Here is a 25,311-nt window from a genome sequence, read left to right as displayed (position 1 = left end):
TCACTTGTCATATTTTGCTGCGATAGAGGGTAGGTGTGCATCCGTTCACTTTTTTAAAGACACGGTTGAAGGTCTCGATGCTGTTGAATCCTGCTCTGTAAGCCGCCTCAGTAATGCTCATGTCGCTACCGAGCAGCAGCTGTCCGGCATAGTTCGCTCGAAAGATGTTTATATAATCAACAAAGGTGACACCGGTAGCTTCTTTGAAGAGCCGGGTGAAATGATAGATACTGTAGCCGGAAATATCCGCTGCTTGCTTGAGTGTCATTTCACTTCCGGGATGATTCTCGATATGGTTCAGTACGCCTTCCAGCCGGTCGAGCTGCTCCAGTCGGATTTTGCGTTTGGTCAGTGCCTCTTTGCTGTAGATCTCCCGGGGAACTTGGCGAAGGAGCAGCGCCATCAGATCATGCATCCGGGCATTGATGACCAGTTCGAAGCCGTCGCTTTGGCCTTCCCATTCACGCTGAATGTTGAGGATCAGTCTTTCGAGCTCACCGTGCAGCGTTGCCTGCCACGTATTAGTTTGTTCATCGGTGACGGCAGGGCGGAGCTGGGGCTGAACTATTTTCTGGTTGAAAATAAGGTCGCCCCAAGCTCCAAACGGAAGCTTATCCAGTTGAAGAATGATCTTCGCGCATCCGTTCGGATTGGCGAAATTTTGATGTACCTCGCAGGAATTAATAAGTAGAATGTCTCTTGTCCGCAGTGTGTAGATCTCTCCGCCGATGCCGATCTGCATGCCTTCCCCCAGGATGTATACAATCTCAAGCTCTTTGTGCCAATGAGCCGGATAGCCTTCCTCCAGCGAGCTGATAATGATATTGAGGGGCTGGCTTGTTTTGTGGCGGATCTTCTCATGCCATACCCGTATGGATGGTGGGGCCAAATGAACTGCCTCCTTCACTCCTCATTTAATGACTTTAGAATCTTTTCTCTCGTTTGGCTTAATCGTTTATCAGCACCATGCGGGTGCAAGGGTTCGCTCCAGGAAAAACCATCCCCTTCGTATCTGGGTATAAGGTGCATATGGTAATGAGTAAGGTCGTTGAATTTTCCACCATTTTGGCAAATGCTTATACCATCAGGTTTGAACAAGTCCTTTAAGACTGCTGAAAGTCGCTTTGAAGCATCCATGATCGCATATGCAGTCGCGGATTCTATTTCTTCGACATCCAAGTAATGCTTTTTAGGAAGGATCAGGGTATGTCCTTCATTAAACGGGGCGATATCGAGTACGCAAGTAATAAGTTCGTTCTCATAGATAATGTTTAAGTCTGGTTCAATATTATTAGCAATTCTACAGCCTAAGCATTCCATTTACAGCATCACTCCGTTGTAAGTTTTATAGTATATAAAATAAAACGAACTGAAGATACGAATGTACGGGTAAGGGATCGATCGTCACTTCGGTGGAATGTTGGGTCTTCCGATTGCGGTCGTCGACAGAGGCCCTCTTTATAACCGTTTCTGGCAATTAAAGTTTGGTGACAGTCTGTGCTGATGGGTGCGATCTTTCCCGCGAAAAGCTTTCAGGCGAGAGTTTCGCTTCTACAGTTCCAACTTCGCCCTTTGCTCCTTCTAATATTGATCCTCGAAGTGAAATTAACGACATTTTTGTACCTTAAATACTCTGCAGTTAAGGATTTGTGGAGATTAAGTGCAATATTGTACCTTAAATCTTCCATAGTGCCTCTTCCCGGCGTACTTTTTCAAAAATAAGATACAAAAATGCACCTATTTCCCTCATTTACCTATATTTAAGGAAATTAAGGTACAAAAATGCCGTTAGTTGGGGGCGGAGGCCCCTTTTTCACTATTAAGAAAGATGGTAAGGGGGAGGGGGAGATTTACGTCCTAAAGCCCCAGCTTCCAAGATGGGCTACTTTAACCCGCTCCACCGACTCCGGGGATAATTCCATCCGAGATTCATTTATAGTAACCAGAATAACGCTTAGTCTTCTGTTTGGATTGCCTGGTCTTCTGTATGAATTTTATTTTCACCTAATATAATTAGTATATCTTTTCCACTAAACGTTTGCATTGGAATTTGAGCATCTATAAACTAACGATCAGCTTCACTAGACAAAAAAGGCCGTTTCCTTAAGAAAGGAAAGACGGCCTTCTGGTTTTATTCTATATTTCCCAAAAAGTAAAATCAGGTCCCGCAGTATGTCCGGTAAGGAAGTTCTGATGGATCAGCGGGTTTGCAGTACTTGGCTTGCTCGGGTGTATGGGCAAAAGGATCAGAAAGGGTTTCTAGAAGCTGTGTCATAACAGAATAGTCACCGCGCGTCACTGCAGCTTCCAACGCTTCTTCAACTCTGTGATTGCGGGGAATGACTGCCGGATTAGTCTTTCGCATCAGCTCCTGGGAAGCGGCGTCTGATTCCGGTTGTCTGCTTTTTCTTGCGTTCCACCGCTCAACCCATTCCCCAAACTCCGCTGTACCAAATAAGACGGTATCCTCCAACTTGTCGTTAGTTAACGCCAAAAAGGTATTGGTGTAGTCTGCACCCTGCTTTTGCATCATCCCTAGCAAATCTTCGATCAGCGCCTCATCCTGAGACTCTTCATTAAAGAAGCCCAGCTTCGCTCTCATACCGGAAAGCCAATGCTTATCAAAGAGTACAGCGAATTGGGAAATGGCTTCTTCCCCGAGCTTAACGGCTTGCTCCGCATCTTCATGCAGCAGAGGGAGCAGTGTTTCGGCAAATCTGGCCAGATCCCATGCGGCAATATTGGGCTGGTTACCAAAAGCATAGCGGCCACCGGTGTCAATAGAGCTGAATACAGTGCCGAGATCATAAGTATCCAAGAAAGCGCATGGGCCATAGTCAATAGTTTCGCCGCTAAGAGCTATGTTGTCTGTGTTCATAACCCCGTGGATAAAGCCAACTAGCTGCCATTGCGCAATTAATGAAGCTTGTCGTTGAATGATACCCTGCAGCAGAGCAAGATAACGGTTCTCTTCCTTTTCCGCTTCAGGGTAGTGTCTATGCAAGGTGTAGTCAGCTAATGTGCGGAGATCTTCGATCGTGCCCCATTTTGCAACATATTGAAAGGTACCTACGCGCAGATAGCTGGCTGCAATCCGGGTCAGAACAGCACCTGGCAGCTCGGATTCACGGGTGATATTCTGGCCGGTCGCTACAACTGCCAAACTTCGTGTCGTCGGAATACCGAGTCCGTACATAGCTTCACTGATGATATATTCACGCAGCATCGGTCCGAGTGCGGCTCGCCCGTCTCCTGCGCGGGAGTAGGGGGTTTGGCCGGAGCCTTTAAGCTGAATATCAAACCGTTCCCCGGAAGGAGTAATCTGTTCCCCAAGAAGGAGTGCCCGTCCATCGCCCAGCATGTTGAAACGTCCGAATTGATGTCCGGCGTACGCTTGTGCTAGCGGTGAGGAGCCTTCAGGCACCTCATTACCGGCGAGTTCCGCCAGCCCGTCACTGCTCTCCAGGTATTCGGAGTTCAAGCCTAAGGATGAGGCCAGTGCATGGTTCACAATGGCCAATTTAGGGTCTCGTACAGGGGTTGGATGCTGTCTGGTAAAAAGCATTTCTGGAAGAGCGGCATAACTGTTATCGAAATTCCATCCGGTTACTTGTACTGCTTTTTTCTCTGCCATTATAGCGCCTTCTCCCCTGAGTATTAGTTTTGGTAATTACGTAAAGAGTGATCTATTTACTTTGAATTTTAACATACAACAAATTCCCAGGTAAAGCCAGAGGGGTGGGTACAGTAGAAAGATAGAAATGGGATGGAAAGTTTAATAATGCCCCGTTTGGATGTGCGGAAGATTGCATTAAAATAGACACGACACAAAAGAGGGATGGTGATCTGATGGCAAAAATTACACGTATCGAATGCATCCGCACCAGGCATGATGGAAGCTGGACGATTGTGAAGGTATCCACGGATCAGGACGGTCTATATGGACTGGGCTCCGCCTCTGATCTCTATAATCCTGAAGCAGTGGTGCAGGTCATTGAGCAATTGTTAGGTCCGCTGCTTATTGGGCGAGAGGCTTCCAATATAGAAGACTTGTGGCATCTGATGCATATGAGCGGGTACTGGCGAAACGGGGCAATCCTCAATACCGCTATTGGCGGAATTGATATGGCCTTGTGGGATATCAAGGGTAAGGAAGCAAACCTCCCGGTCTATCAGCTGCTCGGCGGAGCCTGCCGGTCGGCAGTACCATGCTACGGACATGCTGGAGGTGCGGATATCAACGAGCTTAAGGAGGATGTCCAGCGTTTTATAGAAGAAGGCTATACGGTGATTCGTGTTCAAATGGGCGGTTACGGTGGCGGGGGCTTTGTCAGCGGCAAGGAAGCGAAGTTGCCACGCCAGTCCTGGAGCAGTGGTCCTGTATTTGATGAGCATACGTATCTGAATACCATCCCGGACATGTTCGAGAAGCTGCGTGTGGAATTCGGCACAGGGATTCAATACACGCATGATGTACATGAACATCTGTCCCCGATTCATGCCATTCAGTTGTCGAAGCGGCTGGAGCCCTACGGATTGTTCTTCCTGGAAGATGCCCTTCCACCGGAACAGATCGGTTGGTATCGGCAACTGCGCCAGCAGAGTGCGACGCCGCAGGCGGTGGGAGAGTTGTTCGTGAATCCGCAGGAATGGACCGGACTGATTCAGGAAAAGCTGATTGATTTCATCCGGGTGCGAGTGTCCAAGGCTGGTGGAATCAGTGCCTGCCGCAAGATTGCTGCACTTGGCGAGGCCTACGGTGTCCGCACGGCCTGGCAGGAAGGCGGAGAGAATGATCCCGTCAACCAGGCGGCTGCAGTCCACCTGGATATGGCACTTTGGAACTTCGGTATTCAAGAGGTCAACCATTTCAAGGCGCACGAACTGGAGGCTTTCCCGGGACACATCATTAGAGAAGGCGGATATCTGTATCCATCGAATAAACCTGGACTGGGCCTTGATCTGGATGAAGTGAAAGCGCAGGGGCTGCTGGGAGATTCATGTAATGTGAGCCGATATCACCGTCCGTATCCACTGGACCGCAAGGCTGACGGAACATTGGTGCGTCCGTAACAAGTACAGCAAAGTACACAGATGAGTACAGTACGGTGCATGATCTCACATATCCAAACACAGTAAAAGGAGGGTTGGAAGAAATGAAAACCATTGCGGTTACAGGCGGAGGCGGTAAGCTTGGATCACAGGTCATCAGCAAGCTGCAGCAGCAAGGCTACGATGTAGTATCGCTGGACAATCACTTGTCAGACCGGATTCACTGCAGGCAAATCAAGGTGGATCTCAATGATTTTGGACAGGTAGTGGGGGCGCTTGCCGGAGCCGATGCCATCATTCATTTGGCTGCGATTCCTGCACCGATCCATTTTCCTCATGCCTATATTTTCGCCAATAATACGTTAGCCGGGTACCATGTGCTGGAGGCAGCTTCTATATTAGGCATTCAAAAAGTGGTCATGGGCTCCAGCGAATCGTCGTATGGATTTGCTTGGGCGCCACAGCCGTTCTCGCCGGATTATTTCCCGGTGGATGAGGGACACCCTCAGCAACCGCAGGAGTGTTATGGGCTCTCCAAGGTTGTCAACGAACTGACCGCGGAGATGTTCCACCGGAAAACCGGGATGCAAGTAATCTCACTGCGGTACTCGATGATTGTCGGCCCGGGAGAGTATCGGCATATGGCTACGGCCAAGCCTGAGACCTTCAAGCAAATTTTGTGGAGCTATATCGATATCAGAGATGCGGTGGATGCTAGTCTGGCAGCTCTTCATACGGATTATGCGGGAGCCATACACCTGAACATTACCGGCAACGATACGTTAAGTGAGTGGAAGACGCAAAAGCTGCTGGAGACCTTTTACCCCGGGGTGACTGATCTGCGGGTACCTTTCCACAATAGAGAAGCTATCGTCAGTAACAGTCTGGCACAGAAGGTGCTTGATTGGCGTCCCAAGCATTCCTGGAGTGGTGCGGAACTAGAGTAGCACTCGTCCAGTTTCTTTTGGAATTCCCTGTTTTGTTTATGATCATCACATGGAGTCTAATAGTGGGAAAGGGTATGCTGTAACTGGTAAATCACCTATTTTTGTAAGAAAATGCTGATACACCTAAAGAGGAGGTGTAGTGAAGGGAAATAACGTCCGCAAGAATAATCCAGAATGTGAGTCCGTTCTCTTTCAAAGCTTGTCTCAGGCCTTATTTGGACAGTAATTAGCAGGAAACCCAAAGAACAGGAGGATCTTATGCTAAATTTTGTGCAAAAAAACAAAAGGTTATTGGCTTTTGCAAGCGCGGCTTTATTGATTCTTACGGTGTGCATTTCCTTTGCTCCTTCCGTCGTCTTGGCGGCTTCGGCGTTTAATCAAACGGCCGCTTCCAGTTACAACAGCCAATCCGGAATCCAGCTGGAGAATTCCACCGAAGGCGGGCAGAATGTTGCTTTTATCGACAATGGGGATTATATCGTCTTCAACAATGTTGATTTTGGAAGCGGTGCCAATTCAATAGATGTTAGAGTTGCCAGCAACAACAGCGGCGGAAATATTGAGGTCCGTCTGGACAGTCTTAACGGAACGCTCGTGGGAACCGTTGCTGTACCCGGTACCGGGGGCTGGCAGTCCTGGGTAACGAAGTCCGGTGCGATCAGCGGTGCCAGCGGTGTGCATACGCTCTATCTTAAATTTACCGGCGGCAGCGGGAATTTATTCAATCTGCTCTGGTTCAAGTTCAACGCGGGCTCCACAGGTGGTGGCGGCGGGGATGTTGTAGGCAAGCTGTATGCAGGATATCAGGGCTGGTTCAACGCAGCAGGTGACGGTTCGCCAAATGGCGGCTGGGTGCACTGGTCCAAGAACAGCAGTGCACCGTCGGCCAGCGGAAATGTGAACTTTGAGCTGTACCCGGATCTTCGTGAATACTCCAAGCTATATCAAACCAGTTTGGCTAATCTCGGCAACGGTACGCCAGCTAAACTGTTCTCCTCCTACGATCAGGAGACGGTCAACAAGCATTTTGAATGGATGCAGAGCTACAATATCGACGGCGCGGCACTGCAGCGGTTCGGCGCTGAAGAGAGTGATACGCCTAATAACTGGAAGACCAACCGTGATAGCGTAGCTGTCAAAGTGAAGAACGCGGCAGAGTTCTACAACCGCAAATTCTACGTCATGTATGACATTACCGGTATGAATGCTAGCAACTGGGTCAATGCAGTCAAGCATGACTGGACGACTAATATCGTCAACAACATGCACCTGCCTTCTTCCTCCGCCTATGCTAAGCAGAACGGCAAGACGGTTGTCTGTATCTGGGGCATCGGCTTCACGGACCGTCCGGGTACTGCGGCAGAGGCGGCTGATCTGATCAGCTGGTTCAAGAACCAGGGCATTTACGTCATTGGTGGCGTGCCTACCTATTGGAGAACCGGGAACAATGACTCCAGATCCGACTTTCTGAACGTGTACAAATCACTGGATATGATCTCGCCGTGGTCTGTGGGACGCTTCGGTATGGATGGAGTGGATAACTTCAAGAATAATCAGCTGCAGCCGGACCTGACCTTTACCCAGCAGAATGGAATTGACTATCAGCCGGTAATGTCACCGGGATTCGCCTGGTCCAATATGACCGGCCAGCAGAAGAATCAGATTCCGCGTGCGCATGGTGATTATATGTGGAAGCAAGCTTACAACATTAAGAGCTTGGGCATCAACACTGGCTATGTTGCTATGTTCGACGAATATGACGAGGGAACTGCCATCGCAAAAGCCGCAGAGAACAGCTCGATGATTCCGACCAATCAATACTTCCTGACGCTAGATGCCGATGGTGTGGCGGTATCCGCGGACTTCTATCTCAGGCTGAGTGGAGACATCAACCGTTTGCTCAAAGGGCAGATTCCACTGACGGTGAATCATCCTACGAGCCATCAGTAAGTGAATAAACAAGGCCTTCGTGGATGCTAGATTTGCACGGCGAAGGCCTTAGCATGAAGCACATATTATATGCAAAAAGTATAACTTCAGGAGGACTTATTATGACTACTGGCAATCAAGGCTTACAAATTAAGCGGCAAAAGACAACATCCCTGAACCCGGCGATTACTTCCATCTATACGGCAGATCCGTCGGCCCATGTATGGAATGATGGCAAAATCTATATTTACGCATCCCATGATATGGACCCGGCCAGAGGCTGTGATCTTATGGACAGATATCATGTATTCTCTTCGGAGGATATGGTCCACTGGGTGGATGAGGGCGAAATCCTCGGCTCGGATGATGTGTCCTGGGGCCGTCCGGAGGGCGGATTCATGTGGGCTCCCGATTGTGCCTACAAGAACGGAACCTATTACTTCTACTATCCGCATCCGAGCGATTCGAACTGGAATGATTCCTGGAAGATCGGAGTTGCTACCAGCGACAAGCCGGCAAGCGGATTTACCGATCAGGGATATGTTCCAGGTCTGGGCGGGTTTGCCTTGATTGACCCGTGTGTGCTCGTGGACGACGACAATAGCGCCTACATGTATTACGGGGGTGGCAGTGTCTGTCTGGGCGGGGAGCTTAATGAAGATATGGTATCCCTGAAGGACGGAATGAAGGAAATGGAAGGGTTGGAGGATTTTCATGAAGCGGCGTGGGTCTTTAAAAGAAACGGCCTCTATTATCTGACCTATGCGGACAATTTAGAAGATCACAATCGCATGAGATACGCGACCAGCGAGAACCCGCTTGGACCGTGGACGTACAGGGGTATTTTCCTGGAGCCGACCGGCTGCTCTACAACGCATGGTTCGGTGGTGGAATTCAAAGGACAATGGTATCTGTTCTATCATAATCAGGCGATTTCCGGGCAAGGCAATTTGCGCAGCGTGTGTATCGACTATCTGGATTTTAACGAAGATGGTTCCATCAAGACCGTTGTGCAGACCCTGGAAGGCGTATCATCCGTTGGTCCGGCCCCGGCGGTCAATCCTCAGCAGAAGTCGTATCCGGCAGCGGAGAGTAAGGTGTTCGGCGGTGCGGAAATTCGCAAGCTGGAATCAGGTCAGAGCGTGGTGACCGATCTGGAGCAGGAAGGCTCTTACGTGCTGTTCGAAAATGTGGATGGAGGCGAGGGCGGCAGATCATCCATCGAGCTTCACTATGCTACTGCTGAACGTCTGGCCAAATTACAGCTGACTGTCAACGACAAGGACTATTCCTTGCTGAATGCACTGTCTACGGGCGGGCCGCAGGAATTCGGCGGAGTTGCTGATATCACCGTTTATTTGCAGCCGGGAGAAGCCAATACAATCAAACTCTCGGGCGGACATGGCGAAATCAGCCTAGAACGTATCACGGTCAGCCCGCTATAGGATTAAGGTAGACGAATTTCAAAGTTTGCTGCAAGCCCCACAGGAGGTTCCTCCTGCGGGGCTTTTTTGGAGATAAGCATGAGCCCGCTATGAGAACAGTTGGCTAGAATCTGCGAAGATTTGCTATAATGATGTACTGAGTCTTTTAGCCAGATCGGCCTAAGAGAATAAAGAATACTGATTTGTGCAGGTTGATGTAGATGAAGGAGTGTCGTGCTGATGATGAAGATATCCCCAAGATTAGTCGGTGAGAACAATAAAGATTATTCTTATAGAGTTATTCGTGAAAATATGATGTCGCTCACCTTGGCTCCAGGTCAGGTTATCAGTGAGATTGATCTTGCCGATGCGCTGCAGATTTCCCGTACACCGGTCAGGGAAGTGCTGGCGAAGCTGAAGGAGGAGCATCTGATTGATGTAGTTCCGCAAGTTGGCACCTATGTGTCCAAAATCAAGGGCCATCTGATTGAAGAGGCTGCTTTTATGCGTTTTACGCTGGAAAAAGAGGTCCTGCTCGGCTCCTGTCAGTCGTTCCCGGCAGAGGCACTGCTGGAGCTTAAGAAGAATGTCGGGCTGCAGGAGCTGCTGATCGACAAGAAAGGCAAGGAGCTTGATTTTCATCAACTGGATACGGAATTTCATCAGATCATCTATCGGGGCAATCATTTGGAGAATGTGTGGAAATCCATCACCCGCCTGAGTACTCACTACAATCGCATCAGACTGCTCTCCGAAATGGAGCACAGCTTCGCAGAGGCAGTAACTCAGCATCGCCGGATGATCGGGCTTATCGAGCAGGGCCAGACCGAGCAGATTGAGCATGCCGTCGAACAGCATATCCTCGAGCCGATGAACCAATGGGAGGAATTGTACCGGGATGACAGCCGTTTTGCACACTATTTTGACGTGAGTTCAGGGATCTCTGTATGTTGAACTATTTTTAGCTGAAGTGCATTTATTATATTGCTCCACCTTATCTTGTATGCTAGTATACAAGTGTTCGAATCCGTGCATAAGGAGGCCAATAAAAATGGAAATGTCGTTCCGCTGGTATGGGGAAGAGGACCCCGTCAAGCTGGAGTATATTGCTCAGATTCCGGGGATGAAAGGCATTGTCACCGCAATCTATGATGTGCCGGTAGGTGAAGTGTGGCCGATGGAGAAAATTACGGCTTTGAAGGAGAGAGTCGAGTCTGTAGGTCTGAAGATTTCGGTTATTGAAAGCGTTCCCGTACATGAGGACATTAAGCTGGGGCTGCCTACACGTGACCGTTACATTGAGAATTATAAAGAGACAATCCGCAATTTGGGCCGGGCGGGTATTCCCGTGATCTGCTATAACTTCATGCCAGTGTTCGACTGGACACGTTCGGATCTGTCCTTCGAGCTGCCGGATGGCTCTACCACTCTGATCTATGAGGAAGAAATCATCCGGAGAATGGACCCGAAGCTGGGTGAACTGGCGTTGCCGGGCTGGGATACTTCTTACGGAGAAGGGGGACTTGGGAAGGTTCTGGATCAGTATGAAGAGATGAATGAAGAGAAGCTATGGGAGCATCTCGGCTACTTTATTGAAGGAATTCTACCCGTTGCCGTAGAAAGTCAGGTTAAAATGGCTATTCATCCGGATGATCCGCCATGGTCCATCTTCGGTCTGCCACGTATCATCACGAACAAGGCTAATCTTGAACGGTTCCTGAACCTGTACGACTCCCCGTATCACGGGCTGACTTTATGCTCTGGCTCGCTGGGCTGTGATCCGAACAATGATTTTGTCGACATGGTTAAGTATTTCGGAGGAATCAAGAACCGGGTGCATTTTGCTCATTTGCGGAATATCAAGATTACGGGTGAGAAGTCATTCCACGAGTCCGGGCATCTATCCGAATGGGGATCACTGGATTTCTATGAGATTGTTAAAGCTTATGTCGAGTATGGTTTTGACGGGCCGTTCCGCTCGGACCATGGACGCATGATCTGGGGAGAGACGGGAAGAGCAGGATACGGATTATATGACCGGGCGCTGGGCGCTGTCTATATCAACGGCTTGGCCGAAGCGGTCAAGAAGTCGTTATATTCTTAAGAAGAATAAAGGAGAGCAGACGATGACAACTTTCATTCATGAGGATTTTCTGCTGCAATCAGAGACGGCCCGAAGACTATACCATGAGTATGCGAAGGAACTGCCCATCATCGATTACCACTGCCATCTGGACCCCAAGGCGATTGCGGAGAATGCGCGTTTTGAGAGTATTACGGACATTTGGCTGGGCGGGGATCATTATAAATGGCGAGCCTTAAGAACTTATGGTATCGATGAAAAATATATCACCGGGGATGCTTCTCCTGAAGAGAAATTCGCCAAATGGAGCGAGGTGCTGCCCTTTACCATCGGAAACCCGTTGTTTCACTGGTCGGCCCTGGAGTTGAAAACTTACTTTGGTGTGGACGATTTGTTGACCGCGGATAATTGGGAGGAGATCTACAGGAAGTGCAATGAGGTCATCGCTCAGCCTGACTTCACCACCCAAGAGCTGATTACCCGTTCCAATGTAAAATGGATCTGCACCACCGATGATCCGGCGGATGATTTACGCTATCACCGGCAAATTGCGGAGCAGAAGGATTTCAAAACCGCCGTTACGCCTACATTCCGGCCAGATAAAGCACTGCAAATCGGTTCCCCCGGCTTCTTGGATTATATAGGGGTGCTGGAGCAGGCAGTAGGGTATCCTATTCAGTCCTATGCGTTAATTGAACAAGCCTTACTGGAACGTATAGAGTATTTCAACCAGTTCGGCTGTATGATCTCCGATCATGGCTTTACCCACTTGCCGTATGCCGAGGCCTCGGCTGAGGAGCTAGAGTCTATTTTCTCCAAACGTCTGCAAGGCGAGTCTCTGAGCAGCCTGGAGTGTGACCAATATGCTACGTCGCTGTTTCTGGCGATGGGCCGGAAGTATGCACAGTTCGGCTGGGCGATGCAGCTGCATATTGGCGCGATCCGTAATCCCAATACCCGGATGTTCCGCCAATTAGGGCCTGACACCGGGTTCGACACAATAGGCGACAACAACTATGCCGATAATCTCTACAGATTGCTGGATGGATTGGAACAGAGTAATGAATTGCCGAAAACTATTCTGTACAACCTGAACCCGGTCCATAATGATGTACTGGCTGCGATGATCGGATCGTTCCAGCAGAGCGGCATCCGAGGCAAAATCCAGTTCGGCTCCGGTTGGTGGTACAACGACCAGAAGGAAGGGATGACCAAACAGCTGACGGCTTTGTCCAATCTGGGCCAGCTCAGTTGCTTTATCGGTATGCTGACGGACTCGCGCTCCTTCCTATCGTATACTCGTCATGAATACTTCCGCCGTATCCTGTGCAACATCCTGGGAGGCTGGGTAGAGAACGGCGAAGTGCCGAATGACATCCCGTTCCTGGGCCGCATTGTCGAGGATATTTGCTATAACAATGCCGATGTCTATTTTGGGTTGGAGGAGCATGCTTTAAAGAAATAGATGCTCTTTATCAATTATTATCCACTACCATGTGTATAAAAAACAGGCTAAGAAACCGCCGTTCAGCGGTTTCTTAGCCTGTTCTAATGTATAGTGTGATTCTATTCCTCGGAATCTACGTTATGATAGACTTGCTGAACATCATCGAGATCTTCCAGCGCGTCGATCATTTTGTTGAATTGAGCCTCGGCATCGGCTGGCAGCTCAACATAGTTCTGAGCCAGCATCGTGATTTCGGCAACCGTAAATTCGGTAATGCCGGCGTCCTTCAGCGCGGTTTGCACCGCGTGGAATTGGTCGGGAGCAGCGTATACGATCACAGCTTCCTCTTCTTCCAGGATATCGCGGGCATCAACGTCTGCTTCCATCAGCAGCTCAAGGACTTCTTCGGCGGTTTTGCCGGTCAGTCCGATTACTGCGGTTTCATCAAACATATAGTTAACGGAACCGGCTACCCCAAGGTTGCCACCGTTCTTGCTGAACGCTGCCCGTACTTCAGAAGCGGTGCGGTTCACGTTATTGGTCAGTGCATCGACAATGACCATGGAGCCGTTCGGGCCAAAGCCTTCATAGCGGAGCTCGTCATAGTTCTCATCGGAACCGCCTTTGGCTTTTTCAATCGCACGGTCAATTATGGCTTTGGGAACATTATAGGTCTTGGCACGCTCAAGGACGAATTTCAGAGCCTGATTGGATTCAGGGTCCGGCTCGCCTTGTTTGGCTACTACATAAATTTCGCGGCCAAATCTAGCATATATACGACTTGTATTGGCATCCTTGGATGCTTTTTTCTCTTTAATATTATTCCACTTACGTCCCATAGTTTTCGCTCTCTTTCAACATTGAATGTGCATCACTATCTTTTATTATATCTCTTTCGGGGGGGCATGATCAAATATTCTGGGCCGGTTAGGGGCAAAAAAATTCATTGAATAAGGAGCTGACCTGGCAAAGCTGGCTCTCATGTTGACCCCTTACTGATTCGGCGTTATTATAGACGAACAAAGTCTGTAATTGAGGTGTTACATGAAATACTCAAAAGCTACCAATTACGCGCTGCATACGATGTTGTTTATGATGGCGGCAGGCACGGATAAACCCGTGGGCGTCCAACAGCTTGCAGAAAGACAAGGCGTGTCCCCTACGTATCTGTCCAAAATCTTGACCAAGCTGGTTAAAGGCGGTCTTATCGAATCCGCTTCCGGAGCGAACGGAGGTTATCGTCTTAAGCGCAAGAAGGAAGATATCTCATTCCTTGACGTGATTCATGCTATTGAAGGCACGGCTTCCTTGTTCGAATGCAGTCTTGACCATTCCTCGGAATGCCTGATTCAACAGGTGATGGTGGAGGGAGAACAGAAGATGGAGCAGCATTTGCAGAGTCAGAAGCTGTCCACGTTGGCTGAGAAAATAACTGTCGTTCTATAAAAAGCAAGTGCTGACAACGGTACGTTGCTGTAGACTTCCTCATCAAAAAGAGTCCAGCCTGATTATCCAGGCCGGACTCTTTATTTTTTAGCGGATTAATATGAATTTGGCAGCTCTACAGCAGGATCTGACTCAGCGTCATAGTCCACGCCTTCGGTCTGGAAACCGAACAGGTTAAAGAAATCCTCGCGGTAGCCTTCAAGATCAGCAAGTTCAGACACATTAGCAGTCTCAAGCTTGTTCCAGCGGTCCATAACTTCCTTCTGTACATCTTCACGCATTTCCCAATCGTCAATACGGATCAGCGTGCTGCCGTCGGCAGTTGCCGGACCTTCACCATACAAGCGGTCGGAGAACAGGCGATAGATCTGCTCGATGCAGTTCTCGTGAATTCCTTTTTCCTTCATTACTTTGTACAGTGCGGAAATGTAAAGCGGAACAACAGGAATAGCTGAGCTGGATTGAGTAACCAGCGCTTTATTCACGGATACGAAGGCACGACCGCCTTTAGCTCCGAGTTGCTCGTTCAATTTGACTGCCGTTTGCTCCAGGTCATTTTTGGCCTTACCGATCGTTCCTTCACGGTAAATAGCGTGAGTAACTTCTGGTCCAATGTAAGAGTAGGCCACCGTTGTAGCACCATCTGCCAGCACACCGGCTTTTGACAGCTCATCAATCCACATGCTCCAGTCCTCGCCGCCCATAACGGCAATCGTCTGACGAACTTCTTCTTCTGTAGCCGGCTCGATCGTTGTATCGGATACTTCACCGGTATGGAAGTTCATAGTTTTGTTGCTGTATGCTGTGCCGATTGGCTTAATTACTGAGGAGAAGGTCTCTCCGGTAACCGGATGCGTGCGGCGCGGGGAAGCCACACTATAAATAACAAGGTCTACGTTCTTAAATTCGTTTTTGATCAGCTCAATGGTTTTTTCCTTGATGCCATCGGAGAAAGCATCGCCGACAATGCTGAAGGATTTCAGCCCGAGTTCGTTAGCCTGCTCCTCAAAAGCTGCTGAATTGTACCAGCCTGCGGAGGCTGTACGCGAGCCTTCAGCCGGTCTGTCGAAGAAAACTCCGATCGTGTTGGCGCCTGCACCAAAAGCTGCGGCAATCCGCGAGGCCAGGCCATAACCAGTCGAAGCACCGATCACCAGCACATTGGCTGGGCCGGAGATTTTCTTCTGGGACTGTACATACTTAATTTGCTTCTCTATTTGTTTGGCGCATCCTTCGGGATGGGCTGTTGTGCATATAAAACCGCGTGTTTTTGGTTGGATAATCATCAAGGAATTCCCCTTTGTAAATAAATTTAAGCCTGCAATCAATCAGTAAGAGTATAGCAAACAATATTTAGTAATTCAAAGCATTTGCACAGCACGGCATTCCCAATCATGCATAAAGGCTTCCTTCACAGGTCACAATAGGAAAAAACCAGAATGAAGGGATTAACGTGAATGCTTCTCGCTTGAAAAAACAGCTTTGGCGTAGATGGAGACGTTGGAAAAAGGCATTGTGGGTAGGAGCGGCCTGTGTCGCTATAACGATATTGGCTTGGCGCGGAATGCAGCTTCCCGGCGAAATGAGCGAACTGCTGGAGGAACCATCGGCTTCTGTAGCGGATTCTTTGGAGCGTCTGCGCGGTACGGTTGAGAACGGGGAACATTCCGGAGAGGAGCCGGTAACGGCAGTTTTTCGGGAAGGAGATGGCGATGAAGAGGGTGGCTACAGTCCGCGGCGACAACAAGTTCTCCAAACGATACAGCAGAGTGGACTCAGCAGGACGGTTCATCTGAAGATCAGCTATGTATCCGGTGAGGAGATTCAGAATCTACCCGGCCAGATGAACCCGGTTCAGCTTAAAGAACTGATCGCCAAGCATCCATCCTGGGAGGCTAGAATCAGTGCTGCCGGAGATCTTTGGCTGGAAAAGAGAATCGCTGACCTGTCGCCAGCCGTCAAGAAAGAAGCCTACTTTGGCGTGGACGAGCATGGTAACTTAACGCTGTTCAAGGGTCCTCCAGGCCAGGATGAGGTTCTGAAGACGTTTTTTCAAATGGATATGGGTTCCATGAAATCCTCTTTGCCGGAGGACATCTGGAGGCAGCTGCAGGATGGAATCCGGGTGCAGGACATCGAAGAGTACAACAGTGTGCTGTCCACCTTCAGTGATTACGCACGGGATAATTCGGAGCAGGTTATGCAAAATAAGGAATAAGTCAGAGCTTCTGTTATGGCGGACTGTTAATAGGAAGTACTGTATCGAGGCCTGGGGTGATACCCGCAGGTCTTTTTTGTTGTGTGTTCCCGTCAATTTGCGCGGCAATCACCCCCTTGTATAGGGCCGAAAGACCCCTTTTCTGGGAGCAGGGAAACTTTCTCCTCACCGCGGAGTCTATTTTTGCTATAATGGTTAGAAGGAATACATATGTTCGCTTTAGTGCTGGAGCCGAGGGACGGAGCCCGGCTTCTTATTGACCATAGAGGAGAGAGAAGTGTGCGCATATTAGGAATTGACCCGGGGCTCGCTATAGTCGGCTTCGGCTTTGTGGATAAGGAAGGCCATAAGGTGACGCCCGTGCAATACGGCTGTATCCAGACAGAGGCGCATACGCCGGAAGAAGAGCGGCTGCTGCATGTCTACGAGGGTATTACTCAGCTTATGGAGAAATACAAGCCTGATGCGGTGGCACTGGAGAAGCTGTTTTTCGCCCGCAACGTAACCACTGCATTGCCCGTCGCGCAGGCCCGTGGGGTGATGGTCCTGGCGGCGATTCAGCGCGGGCTCCCTATAGCAGAATATACGCCGATGCAGGTTAAGCAAGCGATCGTAGGCTATGGTAAGGCAGAGAAGCGCCAAGTACAGGAGATGGTGAAGATGTTCCTGAAGCTGACCGCGATTCCCAAGCCCGATGACGTGGCGGACGCGTTGGCGGTTGCTGTATGTCATGCCCACTCTTACAGTCTTAATTCCAAATTAAATGAGGTATTGCGAAAATGATAGATTTCTTAAGAGGTGCGGTTGTATACCTGGAATCCGAATATGTGGTGCTGGATGTGCAGGGGGTGGGATACCGCGTGTTCTGCCCGAATCCCTATGCTTTTGCCAAGACAGAGGGACCTGTAACGATCTTTATTCATTATGTGACCCGTGAGGATGCTACCCTGCTGTTCGGTTTCTCTACCCGTGAAGAGCAGCGGCTGTTCCGTAAGCTGATTGAGGTATCTGGTATTGGCCCGCGTGTGGCGCTTGGTATTCTGACAGGGGGTACCCCGGATCAGCTAATTTCAGCGATTTACCAGGAGAATATTACGTTCCTGACGAAGCTGCCAGGGATCGGGAAGAAGACGGCACAGCGCATGATCCTTGATCTGAAGGATAAGCTGGATGGACTTAGCATGGCTTCCATGCAGACAGGTCTCTTTGCGGTTCCGCAGGAAGAAGGCAGCGATGCTTTGCCGTGGGACGAGGCCAGAGACGGCTTGAAGGCACTTGGCTATACCGAGAGCGAGTTGGACCGTGTATGGTTAGCCCTGAAGAAAGAGGGATCCGATACGGGAAGTGTCGATGTATTGATGAAAAAGGCGCTGAAGCTGCTGTACGTGGCGAAGTAAAGCCTGCCTGCGGGCATCTTTTAAAGAACTGGAAGTGATGAGAGAATGGACGACCGGATCATATCTGCCAATCTGATGATGGAAGAACAGGCTGTGGAGCTGAGCCTGCGCCCCCGTTATCTGGCTGAATATATCGGACAGGGTCAGGTTAAGGAGAACCTGAAGATCTATATTGAGGCGGCCAAGATGAGAAACGAGGCGCTGGACCACGTGCTGCTCTATGGCCCGCCGGGTCTTGGTAAGACGACATTGGCGAACATTATTGCTAACGAGTTGGGTGTGAACTTGCGGACAACCTCAGGACCAGCGATTGAGCGGCCGGGAGATTTGGCCGCGCTGCTGACCAATCTGCAGGAGGGCGATGTGCTGTTCATTGATGAAATTCATCGTCTGCATCGCACGGTGGAGGAGGTTATGTATCCAGCTATGGAGGACTTTGCGCTGGATATTATGATCGGCAAAGGACCAAGTGCGCGTTCCGTGCGTCTGGACCTGCCTCCGTTCACGCTGATCGGCGCGACGACGCGGGCAGGACTATTGTCTGCGCCGCTGCGCGACCGCTTCGGCGTGGTCAGCCGGCTTGAATTCTATTCCATCGATGAGCTGAGCTTTATCGTCTCCCGCAATGCGGATCTGCTGGGTATTGAGATTCAGGGAGAAGCTGCTGAGGAAGTGGCCCTGCGGGCACGCGGAACACCGCGGATTGCCAACCGTCTGCTGAAGCGCGTCCGTGATTTTGCCCAGGTGCGCGGCGACGGAATTATTACACCTGACATTGCGGCTGAAGCCCTTCGTATGCTTCAGGTCGACCCGCGTGGACTGGACAGCATTGACCATAAGATGATTCACTCTATGATTACGAGTTTCCGCGGCGGTCCTGTTGGACTTGATACCATAGCCGCTACTATTGGAGAAGAAAGTCAGACCATAGAGGATGTATATGAGCCTTACCTGCTGCAGATTGGCTTTCTGCAACGGACGCCACGCGGCAGGATTGTCACGCCGGCTGCCTATCATCATTTGGGCATTCCGCTCCCTCCGGAGCAATCATGAGTTTTTAATTCCCTGTACGAAGGAGGATGCTGAATGAAGCATGGAAGAAGGAAATTCTCAGCGCTGAAGGTGCTGGGCCGGGGAATGCTGGTATCAGCACTAGCTGCGGGAAGCTTCCTGATCCCTGCCGGGAGCAGTGAGGCTGCACCCGGTGCAACAATTCGTGTAGCACTGTACGCCGATATCGGCAGCAAATATAAATCTACGGTGGCGGCGGCAACGCTACAGTCAGACCAAAGTTTTAATCTTGTGACCTCGCAAGGGGGCGGGGCACCGCTCGCGACTGTTCCGGCCAAGAGCAGTATTCGTGTCAGCCTGGACGGTTTTCGGGTGAAAGTGCTGGAAACCCCGTCTTGGCAGGCGGCAGCCGATGCGGCCAAGAAGCTGCAATCAACTTCTGACAAGCCTCAGCTGTTTGTGGTGACGAGAAATGGGTCCAGCCTGTACCAGCTGTACACTGGAGTGTATGCCAGTGAAAATGCAGCGAAGGATGGATTGTCCAGAGTAACTAAAGCTGGATTGTCCATTCCGCCAGGGCAGACACCGGCAGTGACAGGCACTAAGCATTTGTCTGCTGGTTCCTTTGCGACCCAGGACGAGGCCGACGCGGTGATTGTCAGTTTGGCAGCGGCGGGATTCGATGCCTGGCCGGTATTGTCATCGGCACAAGATGGCAGCTCGCGGGTCGAGGTCTGGGTTGGAGAAGCTGTAAATGATACGAATTTGGCGGCGTTGGCTGCTGCGGTGAATGTAGCGCTGCCACAGATTACGTTGTCCACCAGTGCAGTCTCAACAGCCGGATTAATCGTGCGTAGTGATGCGGGCCTGGATCTTACCAATGCGGGACAAGTTCCCCACTATGTTGTGTACGGTAGCGGAGCCAAATTCCTTGCTACTGGCAATGATGCTGGCATCCAGCTTGTAGAGCGCTCCAAACGTGTGTACCGGGGTAATCTGGAGCTTAGTGGATTGAACGGATCGCTCGCAGTGATTAATGAAGTGTCACTGGAGCAATATTTGTATGCTGTTGTTGGCGGAGAAGTCTCTTCAAGCTGGCCGGAAGAGGCTCTGAAGGCGCAGGCTGTCGCAGCCCGCAGTTATGCTCTGGCCCAAGGCAACAAATTTGACGTGGCGAATGTGGTGGACACTACACTGAGCCAGGTATACAACGGAATTGGGGCTGAGGCACCTGCCATCACCAAAGCGGTAGACGCAACAGCTGGTGAAGTGTTGAAGAGTGGCGCCCAGATTGTAGAAGCCCTATTCTCCTCCAACAGCGGCGGTGTAACGGCTGATCCTTCCGAGGTGTGGGGGAACGGCAGTGACGTGTTTGTCAGTGTGCCGAGCAAGGAAGACGTTGCATCCGTAGCGTCCAAACAGTGGTATTATGTTCTGCTGCCTAATGGAACCGCTGGATATGCCCGGGAAGACAATATCAAATTAACGGGAAGCAAAACGGCAGCTGGACTTGATTTGGCTACAGCGACCACGAAGGACGTGAATATTCGTCCCCTGCCGATCATCCAAAGTGATGCTAATCCGGTGGGTAAGCTGAACCCGGGAGACAATGCTGTGGTGCTGGACAAGGTGTATGAATCCGGCAGCTACTCATGGGTGAAGGGTCCTTATTCTTCAGCTGATTTGTTGAAGAGCCTGCAAGGCAAGACAAGCAATGCGCTTCCTTCGTCAATCATCAGTCTTCAGGTAACTCAGCGCGGTCCTTCGGGAAGAGCTACTGAGGTGAAGGCTAATGGCGAGATTCTGAAGGTGAAATATCCGGATATGTTCCGTTCGGCATTCAACGGATTGCCTAGCACATTGTTTGATATTGTGCCAACCGGCAGTTATACTGTACTAGGCGCTGACGGCTCAGTCTCTACCGTTGGTAGTGGAAGCAATGCTGGTGTTCTCTCTGCAAATGGAAAAGTAACGTCTTCTGCCACTGGTACGGTGGTTATGGGCGGCGATGCCAAAGCTAGAGTAGTTACTGGCGGGTCTGGCTTCCTGTTCATCGGCCAAGGCTTTGGCCACGGTATGGGCATGTCCCAGTGGGGCGTGAAGGGGATGGCTGACAGCGGGTATGATTACAAGCAAATATTGCAACACTATTATCGTAACGTTACTATAGTTAAGGAATGAAGACGCACAATGAATGTAGAAGATTATGATTTTAATCTGCCTGAAGAGCTGATTGCCCAGACTCCGCTGCTTGACCGTAGTGCCTCGCGGCTGCTGCTGGTCAACAGGGAGACAGGTGAGACAGATCACCGGCATTTTAGCGATATGATCGAATATTTGCAGCCGGGAGATACACTGGTTCTGAATGATACCAGAGTCATTCCGGCCCGTCTGTTTGGTGTTAAGGAAGACACCGGGGCAAAGGCAGAAGTGCTTCTGCTGAAGAACCTCGGGGAGGATCGCTGGGAAGCATTGGTGAAGCCCGGCAAGAAGCTGAAGAGCGGGGCAGTTATCGTATTCAGCGATGAACTGCGGGCAGTAGTGGAAGACGAGTCTGACATGGGCGGACGGACACTCCGCTTCATTTATAAAGGGATCTTTCAGGAGATTCTCGACAGGCTGGGAATGATGCCGCTTCCACCGTATATCAAGGAGACGCTGGATGACCGTGAGCGGTATCAGACAGTGTATGCCAAGCATGAAGGTTCAGCTGCTGCGCCAACGGCAGGTCTGCATTTTACCACCAGCCTACTGGAGCAGATTGCAGCCAAAGGTGTATCCATTGCCTACATTACGCTGCATGTTGGACTGGGCACATTCCGTCCGATGTCTGTAGAGAAGGTCGAGGAGCATGTCATGCATGCCGAGTACTTCGTCATGTCGCAGGAGACAGCAGATACGTTGAATGTTGCTCGGGAGCGCGGGGGACGAATTATAGCTGTAGGTACGACCTCTTGCCGTACACTGGAGACAGTTGGGCGGCAGTGTCAGGGGGGACCGCTAACAGCATGCAGCGGATGGACAGATATTTTCATTTATCCAGGTTATCAATTCAATGTCGTTAATGCACTAATCACGAACTTTCACCTCCCTAAATCAACACTGGTGATGCTAGTCAGCGCATTGGCAGGTCGTGAGCATATTCTGGCCGCCTATGAAGAGGCGATTGCCGAGAGATACCGGTTTTTCAGTTTTGGAGACGCGATGTTTATTTATTAAGTAAGAGGATGGGTTAATCATGGCAGCAATTACGTATGAGCACATCAAAACGTGCAAGCAATCCGGCGCAAGACTCGGAAGAGTCCACACGCCTCACGGTGTCATTGAGACACCAACATTTATGCCTGTAGGCACCCAAGCTACAGTAAAGACAATGAGTCCAGAAGAGTTGAAGCAGATGGATGCTCAAATTATTTTGAGCAATACCTACCATTTGTTCCTGCGCCCGGGGCACGATATTATTCGTGAAGCTGGTGGTCTGCACAAGTTCATGAACTGGGATCGCCCGATTCTGACCGACAGCGGCGGGTTTCAGGTCTTCTCGTTAAGCGACATGCGCAAAATCACCGAGGAAGGCGTACAATTCCGTTCCCATTTGAATGGAGACAAGAAATTCCTCTCCCCTGAGGTGGCGATGGAAATTCAAAATGCGCTTGGTTCGGACATTATGATGGCCTTCGATGAATGCCCGCCGTTCCCGGCGGAATACGATTATGTTAAAAAATCGCTCGAGCGGACTACCCGCTGGGCAGAACGTTGTCTCAAGAGCCATGCTCGTCCTCAGGACCAAGGGCTGTTCGCCATCGTACAGGGAGGCATGTATGAAGATCTGCGTCGCCAGAGCGCCGCTGATTTGACTTCCATGGATTTCCCGGGGTATGCTATTGGGGGGCTCAGCGTCGGAGAGTCCAAGCAGCTAATGTATGAAGTGCTGGATTACACAGTTCCGCTGCTGCCGCAAGGGAAACCCCGCTATTTGATGGGTGTGGGTTCGCCGGATGCGCTCTTGGAAGGTGCGATCCGGGGTGTGGACATGTTCGACTGTGTTCTGCCAACCCGTATAGCCCGCAACGGAACAACGATGACCAGCCAAGGAAGACTCGTTGTACGCAACGCTCAGTATGCCCGTGATTTTGGGCCGCTGGATCCCGAGTGTAACTGTTACACCTGCCAGAATTATTCCCGCGCTTATTTGCGCCATTTGATTAAGGCAGACGAAACGTTCGGATTGCGGTTAACGACATACCATAACTTGCACTTCCTGTTGGAACTGATGCGTAAAGTGCGTGAAGCCATCAGAGAAGATCGGCTGCTTGATTTTCGCGATGAGTTTTTTGCACAATACGGCTTAAACGATAATCTTAAAGGCTTCTAGAAACGGAATTGTGCGTTGCCAGTCATTTGAAAGGGGGGAGAATTATGTTTGAGTTAGCAGCAGGTGCAGGCCAGTCCGGAGGGAGCATTCTGGGTCTGGTAGGACCTTTTGTACTGATGTTCGTAGTCTTCTATTTCCTTCTGATCCGTCCTCAGCAGAAGAAAACTAAAGCTCGCAATACGATGCTGAAAGCGCTGAAAAAAGGGGATAAGGTTGTTACAATCGGTGGTCTTCACGGAACGATTGTAGAAATCTCCGACGACATCGCGGTTCTCAAGGTCAATGATGTGACTAAGCTTACATTTGACCGTGGTTCCGTCAGCCATGCGGTTGCGACCGATACGGAATCGAAAGAGTAGGAAGATTCATATAAAAGCGGCATTTCTTCTCGGTAGAGAGGAAATGCCGCTTTTTGCTATTCTCATATGAACTTGTTGGAGTATTAACGCATAGGGTTGGCACGGCTGCGGAAAGTTAGTCTTTCCGAACTGGTTCGCAGCGTTAGCTTAGCCAGTTGAACGCCGACTGTAGCGGATAATATCGCAAGTACGGTACCGCCGAGCATATCGGATAGCCAATGAATACCTAGATAGAAGATTCCGAATACAATGACAACGGCAGACAGGGTGGTGATTGCCATCCAGCGGCGGTTGCCCGAACGGTAAGCCAACAATGCCATCGTAACAGAAATGGAAGTATGAAGACTCGGGAAGCAGTTGTCGAGCCCTGAAAGCGGTCTGTATTCCTGCTCAAATCTAGGGAACACATCCAGCATGACAAATCTAACGCCTGCCGGAGCATATGACCACACCTCATTCACCGGGAAGAACAGGTAGAACGGAATAGCGATGGCATAGTTCAAAATAATAGCGTAGCAGGTAGCATAGAGCATCACACGGTTATTGTCGAGCAGGTAGACGCCCAGGGAAGCCGCTAACACCGCCTGCAACATAAAGATATAGAAGAAGACGATTATAGGTGTCAGCCAGGGGCTATAGAACAAATGCTGCACGCTCTGGACAAAATGTCCCTCCAGTCCAAATATAGATGGAGTGAAATCCGAAGTGATATTCAGCTTCTTCTCAATCTGCAACTCGTATTTATTGAGGGCCAGTACTCCGAACAAACCTACAAAAAGCAGTAAAAACTTATAAGAGCCTAATAGTTCTCTTCCGATCTCAATTAATGCGGTGAATGGATTGCGGCGTGAGCCGATCCAGACCAGTGCAATAACAAGAACAACAGTGTATAACACGATATGATCCATGGATTGGTAAAGCAAAGCAATCGAAGCCTCCTTGATCCCTTTTGAAGTCAGTGAACACAGTTTAACATATTTTAAGGGGAGCAGTTCCGATTTTTTAAAAAATCCTTAAATTTATGCTTTTTGTAAATTAACCCCAAACATTCCGCCGAGCGCGCCGATTGCTGCAGCTGCCAAAGTCCAGAGCAAATCCGATCCTGAAGGCGCACTGTCAAGTGCCAGAAAACCGATGATTAGCACGATAATACCGTAGAAAAGCCCGGTCAAGCTCCCTTTATACCAACCCTTGCTGCTGGCTCTGCGGCCTGCTGTAAGCCCGCCAAAGGCGATGGCTACTGCATGTACAATGTAGGTGTACAGGGAGAGGTCCTTTTCTTCCAGCCCGCTACCCCAAAGCAGAAGCGAAAGAACAAACGCGCCCACCAGCATCCAGAGGAACGATCGGCTCAAGCCAGATAATACAGGATTGGCTATTCTCCATGAGAACAGGCGCCGGATTACATGCATGGTACAACCTCCTAAGCATTTTTATGATGGCAATACAAGCTACTACTCATTGTATGGGCAGGCTTGCCCCGTTAGTACAAGAATGAGACTGTCGTTACTTTTACCATTAATTAATAAGCCAGCTTCCGAATGTTCCCTGACCCGAGCGGTCAGAATAGGGTATACATTAATGACCTGCGGGGACGTTCACTGCGGGTAAACGCGGAAGGAG

The 25,311-nt window shown here is 50.0% G+C and carries 23 protein-coding genes; 16 read left to right on the top strand and 7 right to left on the bottom strand.

The genetic code is table 11. The features are described 5' to 3' along the window. Positions 1-7 precede the first annotated feature (7 nt). The 3 genes from ACFRAM_RS11235 to ACFRAM_RS11225 all read right to left on the bottom strand — a co-directional run bounded on the left by ACFRAM_RS11235 (position 8) and on the right by ACFRAM_RS11225 (position 3,634). Positions 8-889, bottom strand: a complete 882-nt coding sequence (locus tag ACFRAM_RS11235) for a helix-turn-helix domain-containing protein (RefSeq protein ID WP_379465908.1) — start codon at positions 887-889, stop codon at positions 8-10. Positions 890-903: 14 nt separating this feature from the next. Then, positions 904-1,320, bottom strand: a complete 417-nt coding sequence (locus ACFRAM_RS11230) for an HIT family protein (RefSeq protein WP_379465907.1) — start codon at positions 1,318-1,320, stop codon at positions 904-906. Positions 1,321-2,158: 838 nt separating this feature from the next. Continuing rightward, positions 2,159-3,634: a protein adenylyltransferase SelO gene (locus tag ACFRAM_RS11225; RefSeq protein WP_379465906.1), complete on the bottom strand. Its 1,476-nt coding sequence runs from the start codon at positions 3,632-3,634 to the stop codon at positions 2,159-2,161. A gap of 215 nt (positions 3,635-3,849) precedes the next feature. Here ACFRAM_RS11225 and ACFRAM_RS11220 point away from each other — a divergent pair, with 215 nt between their 5' ends. From ACFRAM_RS11220 to uxaC, 7 genes are all read left to right on the top strand, one after another. Further along, positions 3,850-5,073, top strand: coding sequence for an enolase C-terminal domain-like protein (locus ACFRAM_RS11220; protein ID WP_379465905.1), 1,224 nt, complete (start codon positions 3,850-3,852; stop codon positions 5,071-5,073). Positions 5,074-5,156: 83 nt separating this feature from the next. Beyond that, on the top strand, positions 5,157-5,999 hold the full coding sequence (locus ACFRAM_RS11215) for an NAD-dependent epimerase/dehydratase family protein (protein WP_379465904.1): 843 nt from the start codon (positions 5,157-5,159) through the stop codon (positions 5,997-5,999). A gap of 258 nt (positions 6,000-6,257) precedes the next feature. After that, on the top strand, positions 6,258-7,949 hold the full coding sequence (locus ACFRAM_RS11210) for a carbohydrate-binding protein (protein WP_379465903.1): 1,692 nt from the start codon (positions 6,258-6,260) through the stop codon (positions 7,947-7,949). A gap of 101 nt (positions 7,950-8,050) precedes the next feature. After that, positions 8,051-9,373: a family 43 glycosylhydrolase gene (locus ACFRAM_RS11205; RefSeq protein ID WP_379465902.1), complete on the top strand. Its 1,323-nt coding sequence runs from the start codon at positions 8,051-8,053 to the stop codon at positions 9,371-9,373. Between the two features lie 219 nt (positions 9,374-9,592). After that, positions 9,593-10,306, top strand: coding sequence for a GntR family transcriptional regulator (locus ACFRAM_RS11200; RefSeq protein ID WP_379465901.1), 714 nt, complete (start codon positions 9,593-9,595; stop codon positions 10,304-10,306). A gap of 97 nt (positions 10,307-10,403) precedes the next feature. Then, complete coding sequence (locus ACFRAM_RS11195; protein ID WP_379465900.1) at positions 10,404-11,456, top strand: mannonate dehydratase; 1,053 nt, start codon at positions 10,404-10,406, stop codon at positions 11,454-11,456. A 22-nt stretch (positions 11,457-11,478) separates the two neighbouring features. Further along, on the top strand, positions 11,479-12,900 hold the full coding sequence (uxaC, locus tag ACFRAM_RS11190) for a glucuronate isomerase (protein ID WP_379465899.1): 1,422 nt from the start codon (positions 11,479-11,481) through the stop codon (positions 12,898-12,900). A 101-nt stretch (positions 12,901-13,001) separates the two neighbouring features. Here uxaC and ACFRAM_RS11185 read toward each other — a convergent pair whose 3' ends face one another. Continuing rightward, the gene (locus ACFRAM_RS11185) at positions 13,002-13,721 is read right to left on the bottom strand and encodes a YebC/PmpR family DNA-binding transcriptional regulator (protein WP_379465898.1); all 720 of its coding nucleotides are present in this window, start codon (positions 13,719-13,721) and stop codon (positions 13,002-13,004) included. Positions 13,722-13,926: 205 nt separating this feature from the next. On the opposite strand from ACFRAM_RS11185, the gene ACFRAM_RS11180 reads away from it, so the two are divergent. Further along, the gene (locus ACFRAM_RS11180; protein ID WP_175370511.1) at positions 13,927-14,328 is read left to right on the top strand and encodes an RrF2 family transcriptional regulator; all 402 of its coding nucleotides are present in this window, start codon (positions 13,927-13,929) and stop codon (positions 14,326-14,328) included. A gap of 95 nt (positions 14,329-14,423) precedes the next feature. Here ACFRAM_RS11180 and fabV read toward each other — a convergent pair whose 3' ends face one another. Continuing rightward, entirely contained in the window at positions 14,424-15,614 is a 1,191-nt protein-coding gene (fabV, locus tag ACFRAM_RS11175; protein ID WP_379465897.1) for an enoyl-ACP reductase FabV, read from the bottom strand. A gap of 167 nt (positions 15,615-15,781) precedes the next feature. On the opposite strand from fabV, the gene ACFRAM_RS11170 reads away from it, so the two are divergent. The 8 genes from ACFRAM_RS11170 to yajC all read left to right on the top strand — a co-directional run bounded on the left by ACFRAM_RS11170 (position 15,782) and on the right by yajC (position 23,688). Continuing rightward, complete coding sequence (locus ACFRAM_RS11170) at positions 15,782-16,546, top strand: BofC C-terminal domain-containing protein (protein ID WP_379465896.1); 765 nt, start codon at positions 15,782-15,784, stop codon at positions 16,544-16,546. Positions 16,547-16,825: 279 nt separating this feature from the next. Continuing rightward, positions 16,826-17,329 (top strand): crossover junction endodeoxyribonuclease RuvC, encoded by a 504-nt coding sequence (gene ruvC, locus ACFRAM_RS11165; RefSeq protein ID WP_379465895.1) that lies wholly within the window; start codon positions 16,826-16,828, stop codon positions 17,327-17,329. Continuing rightward, positions 17,326-17,943: a Holliday junction branch migration protein RuvA gene (gene ruvA, locus ACFRAM_RS11160; protein WP_379465894.1), complete on the top strand. Its 618-nt coding sequence runs from the start codon at positions 17,326-17,328 to the stop codon at positions 17,941-17,943. The genes ruvC and ruvA overlap by 4 nt, the downstream gene beginning before the upstream one ends. A gap of 45 nt (positions 17,944-17,988) precedes the next feature. Beyond that, on the top strand, positions 17,989-18,996 hold the full coding sequence (ruvB, locus tag ACFRAM_RS11155; RefSeq protein ID WP_175370507.1) for a Holliday junction branch migration DNA helicase RuvB: 1,008 nt from the start codon (positions 17,989-17,991) through the stop codon (positions 18,994-18,996). A gap of 33 nt (positions 18,997-19,029) precedes the next feature. Beyond that, positions 19,030-21,135 carry a SpoIID/LytB domain-containing protein gene (locus ACFRAM_RS11150; RefSeq protein WP_379465893.1) on the top strand — a complete coding sequence of 702 codons (2,106 nt, stop codon included), beginning with the start codon at positions 19,030-19,032 and terminating at the stop codon, positions 21,133-21,135. 9 nt (positions 21,136-21,144) lie between these two features. Further along, positions 21,145-22,173, top strand: a complete 1,029-nt coding sequence (gene queA / locus ACFRAM_RS11145) for a tRNA preQ1(34) S-adenosylmethionine ribosyltransferase-isomerase QueA (RefSeq protein ID WP_379465892.1) — start codon at positions 21,145-21,147, stop codon at positions 22,171-22,173. A gap of 16 nt (positions 22,174-22,189) precedes the next feature. Beyond that, complete coding sequence (gene tgt / locus ACFRAM_RS11140) at positions 22,190-23,329, top strand: tRNA guanosine(34) transglycosylase Tgt (RefSeq protein ID WP_175370530.1); 1,140 nt, start codon at positions 22,190-22,192, stop codon at positions 23,327-23,329. 44 nt (positions 23,330-23,373) lie between these two features. After that, positions 23,374-23,688 carry a preprotein translocase subunit YajC gene (gene yajC / locus ACFRAM_RS11135; RefSeq protein WP_379465891.1) on the top strand — a complete coding sequence of 105 codons (315 nt, stop codon included), beginning with the start codon at positions 23,374-23,376 and terminating at the stop codon, positions 23,686-23,688. An 83-nt stretch (positions 23,689-23,771) separates the two neighbouring features. Here yajC and ACFRAM_RS11130 read toward each other — a convergent pair whose 3' ends face one another. Together ACFRAM_RS11130 and ACFRAM_RS11125 are read right to left on the bottom strand one after the other, a co-directional pair. Then, positions 23,772-24,611, bottom strand: coding sequence for a phosphatase PAP2 family protein (locus tag ACFRAM_RS11130; protein WP_379465890.1), 840 nt, complete (start codon positions 24,609-24,611; stop codon positions 23,772-23,774). 96 nt (positions 24,612-24,707) lie between these two features. Continuing rightward, positions 24,708-25,100 carry a TIGR04086 family membrane protein gene (locus ACFRAM_RS11125; protein ID WP_066364459.1) on the bottom strand — a complete coding sequence of 131 codons (393 nt, stop codon included), beginning with the start codon at positions 25,098-25,100 and terminating at the stop codon, positions 24,708-24,710. Between the last annotated feature and the right edge of the window lie 211 nt (positions 25,101-25,311).

The organism is Paenibacillus sp. NPDC056722 (genome assembly GCF_042790635.1).
GTDB classification, from domain to species: Bacteria; Bacillota; Bacilli; order Paenibacillales; family Paenibacillaceae; genus Paenibacillus_AQ; species Paenibacillus_AQ agri.
The sequence above is the reverse complement of the archived record's forward strand: the minus strand, read 5'-3'. Positions and strand labels throughout refer to the sequence as shown.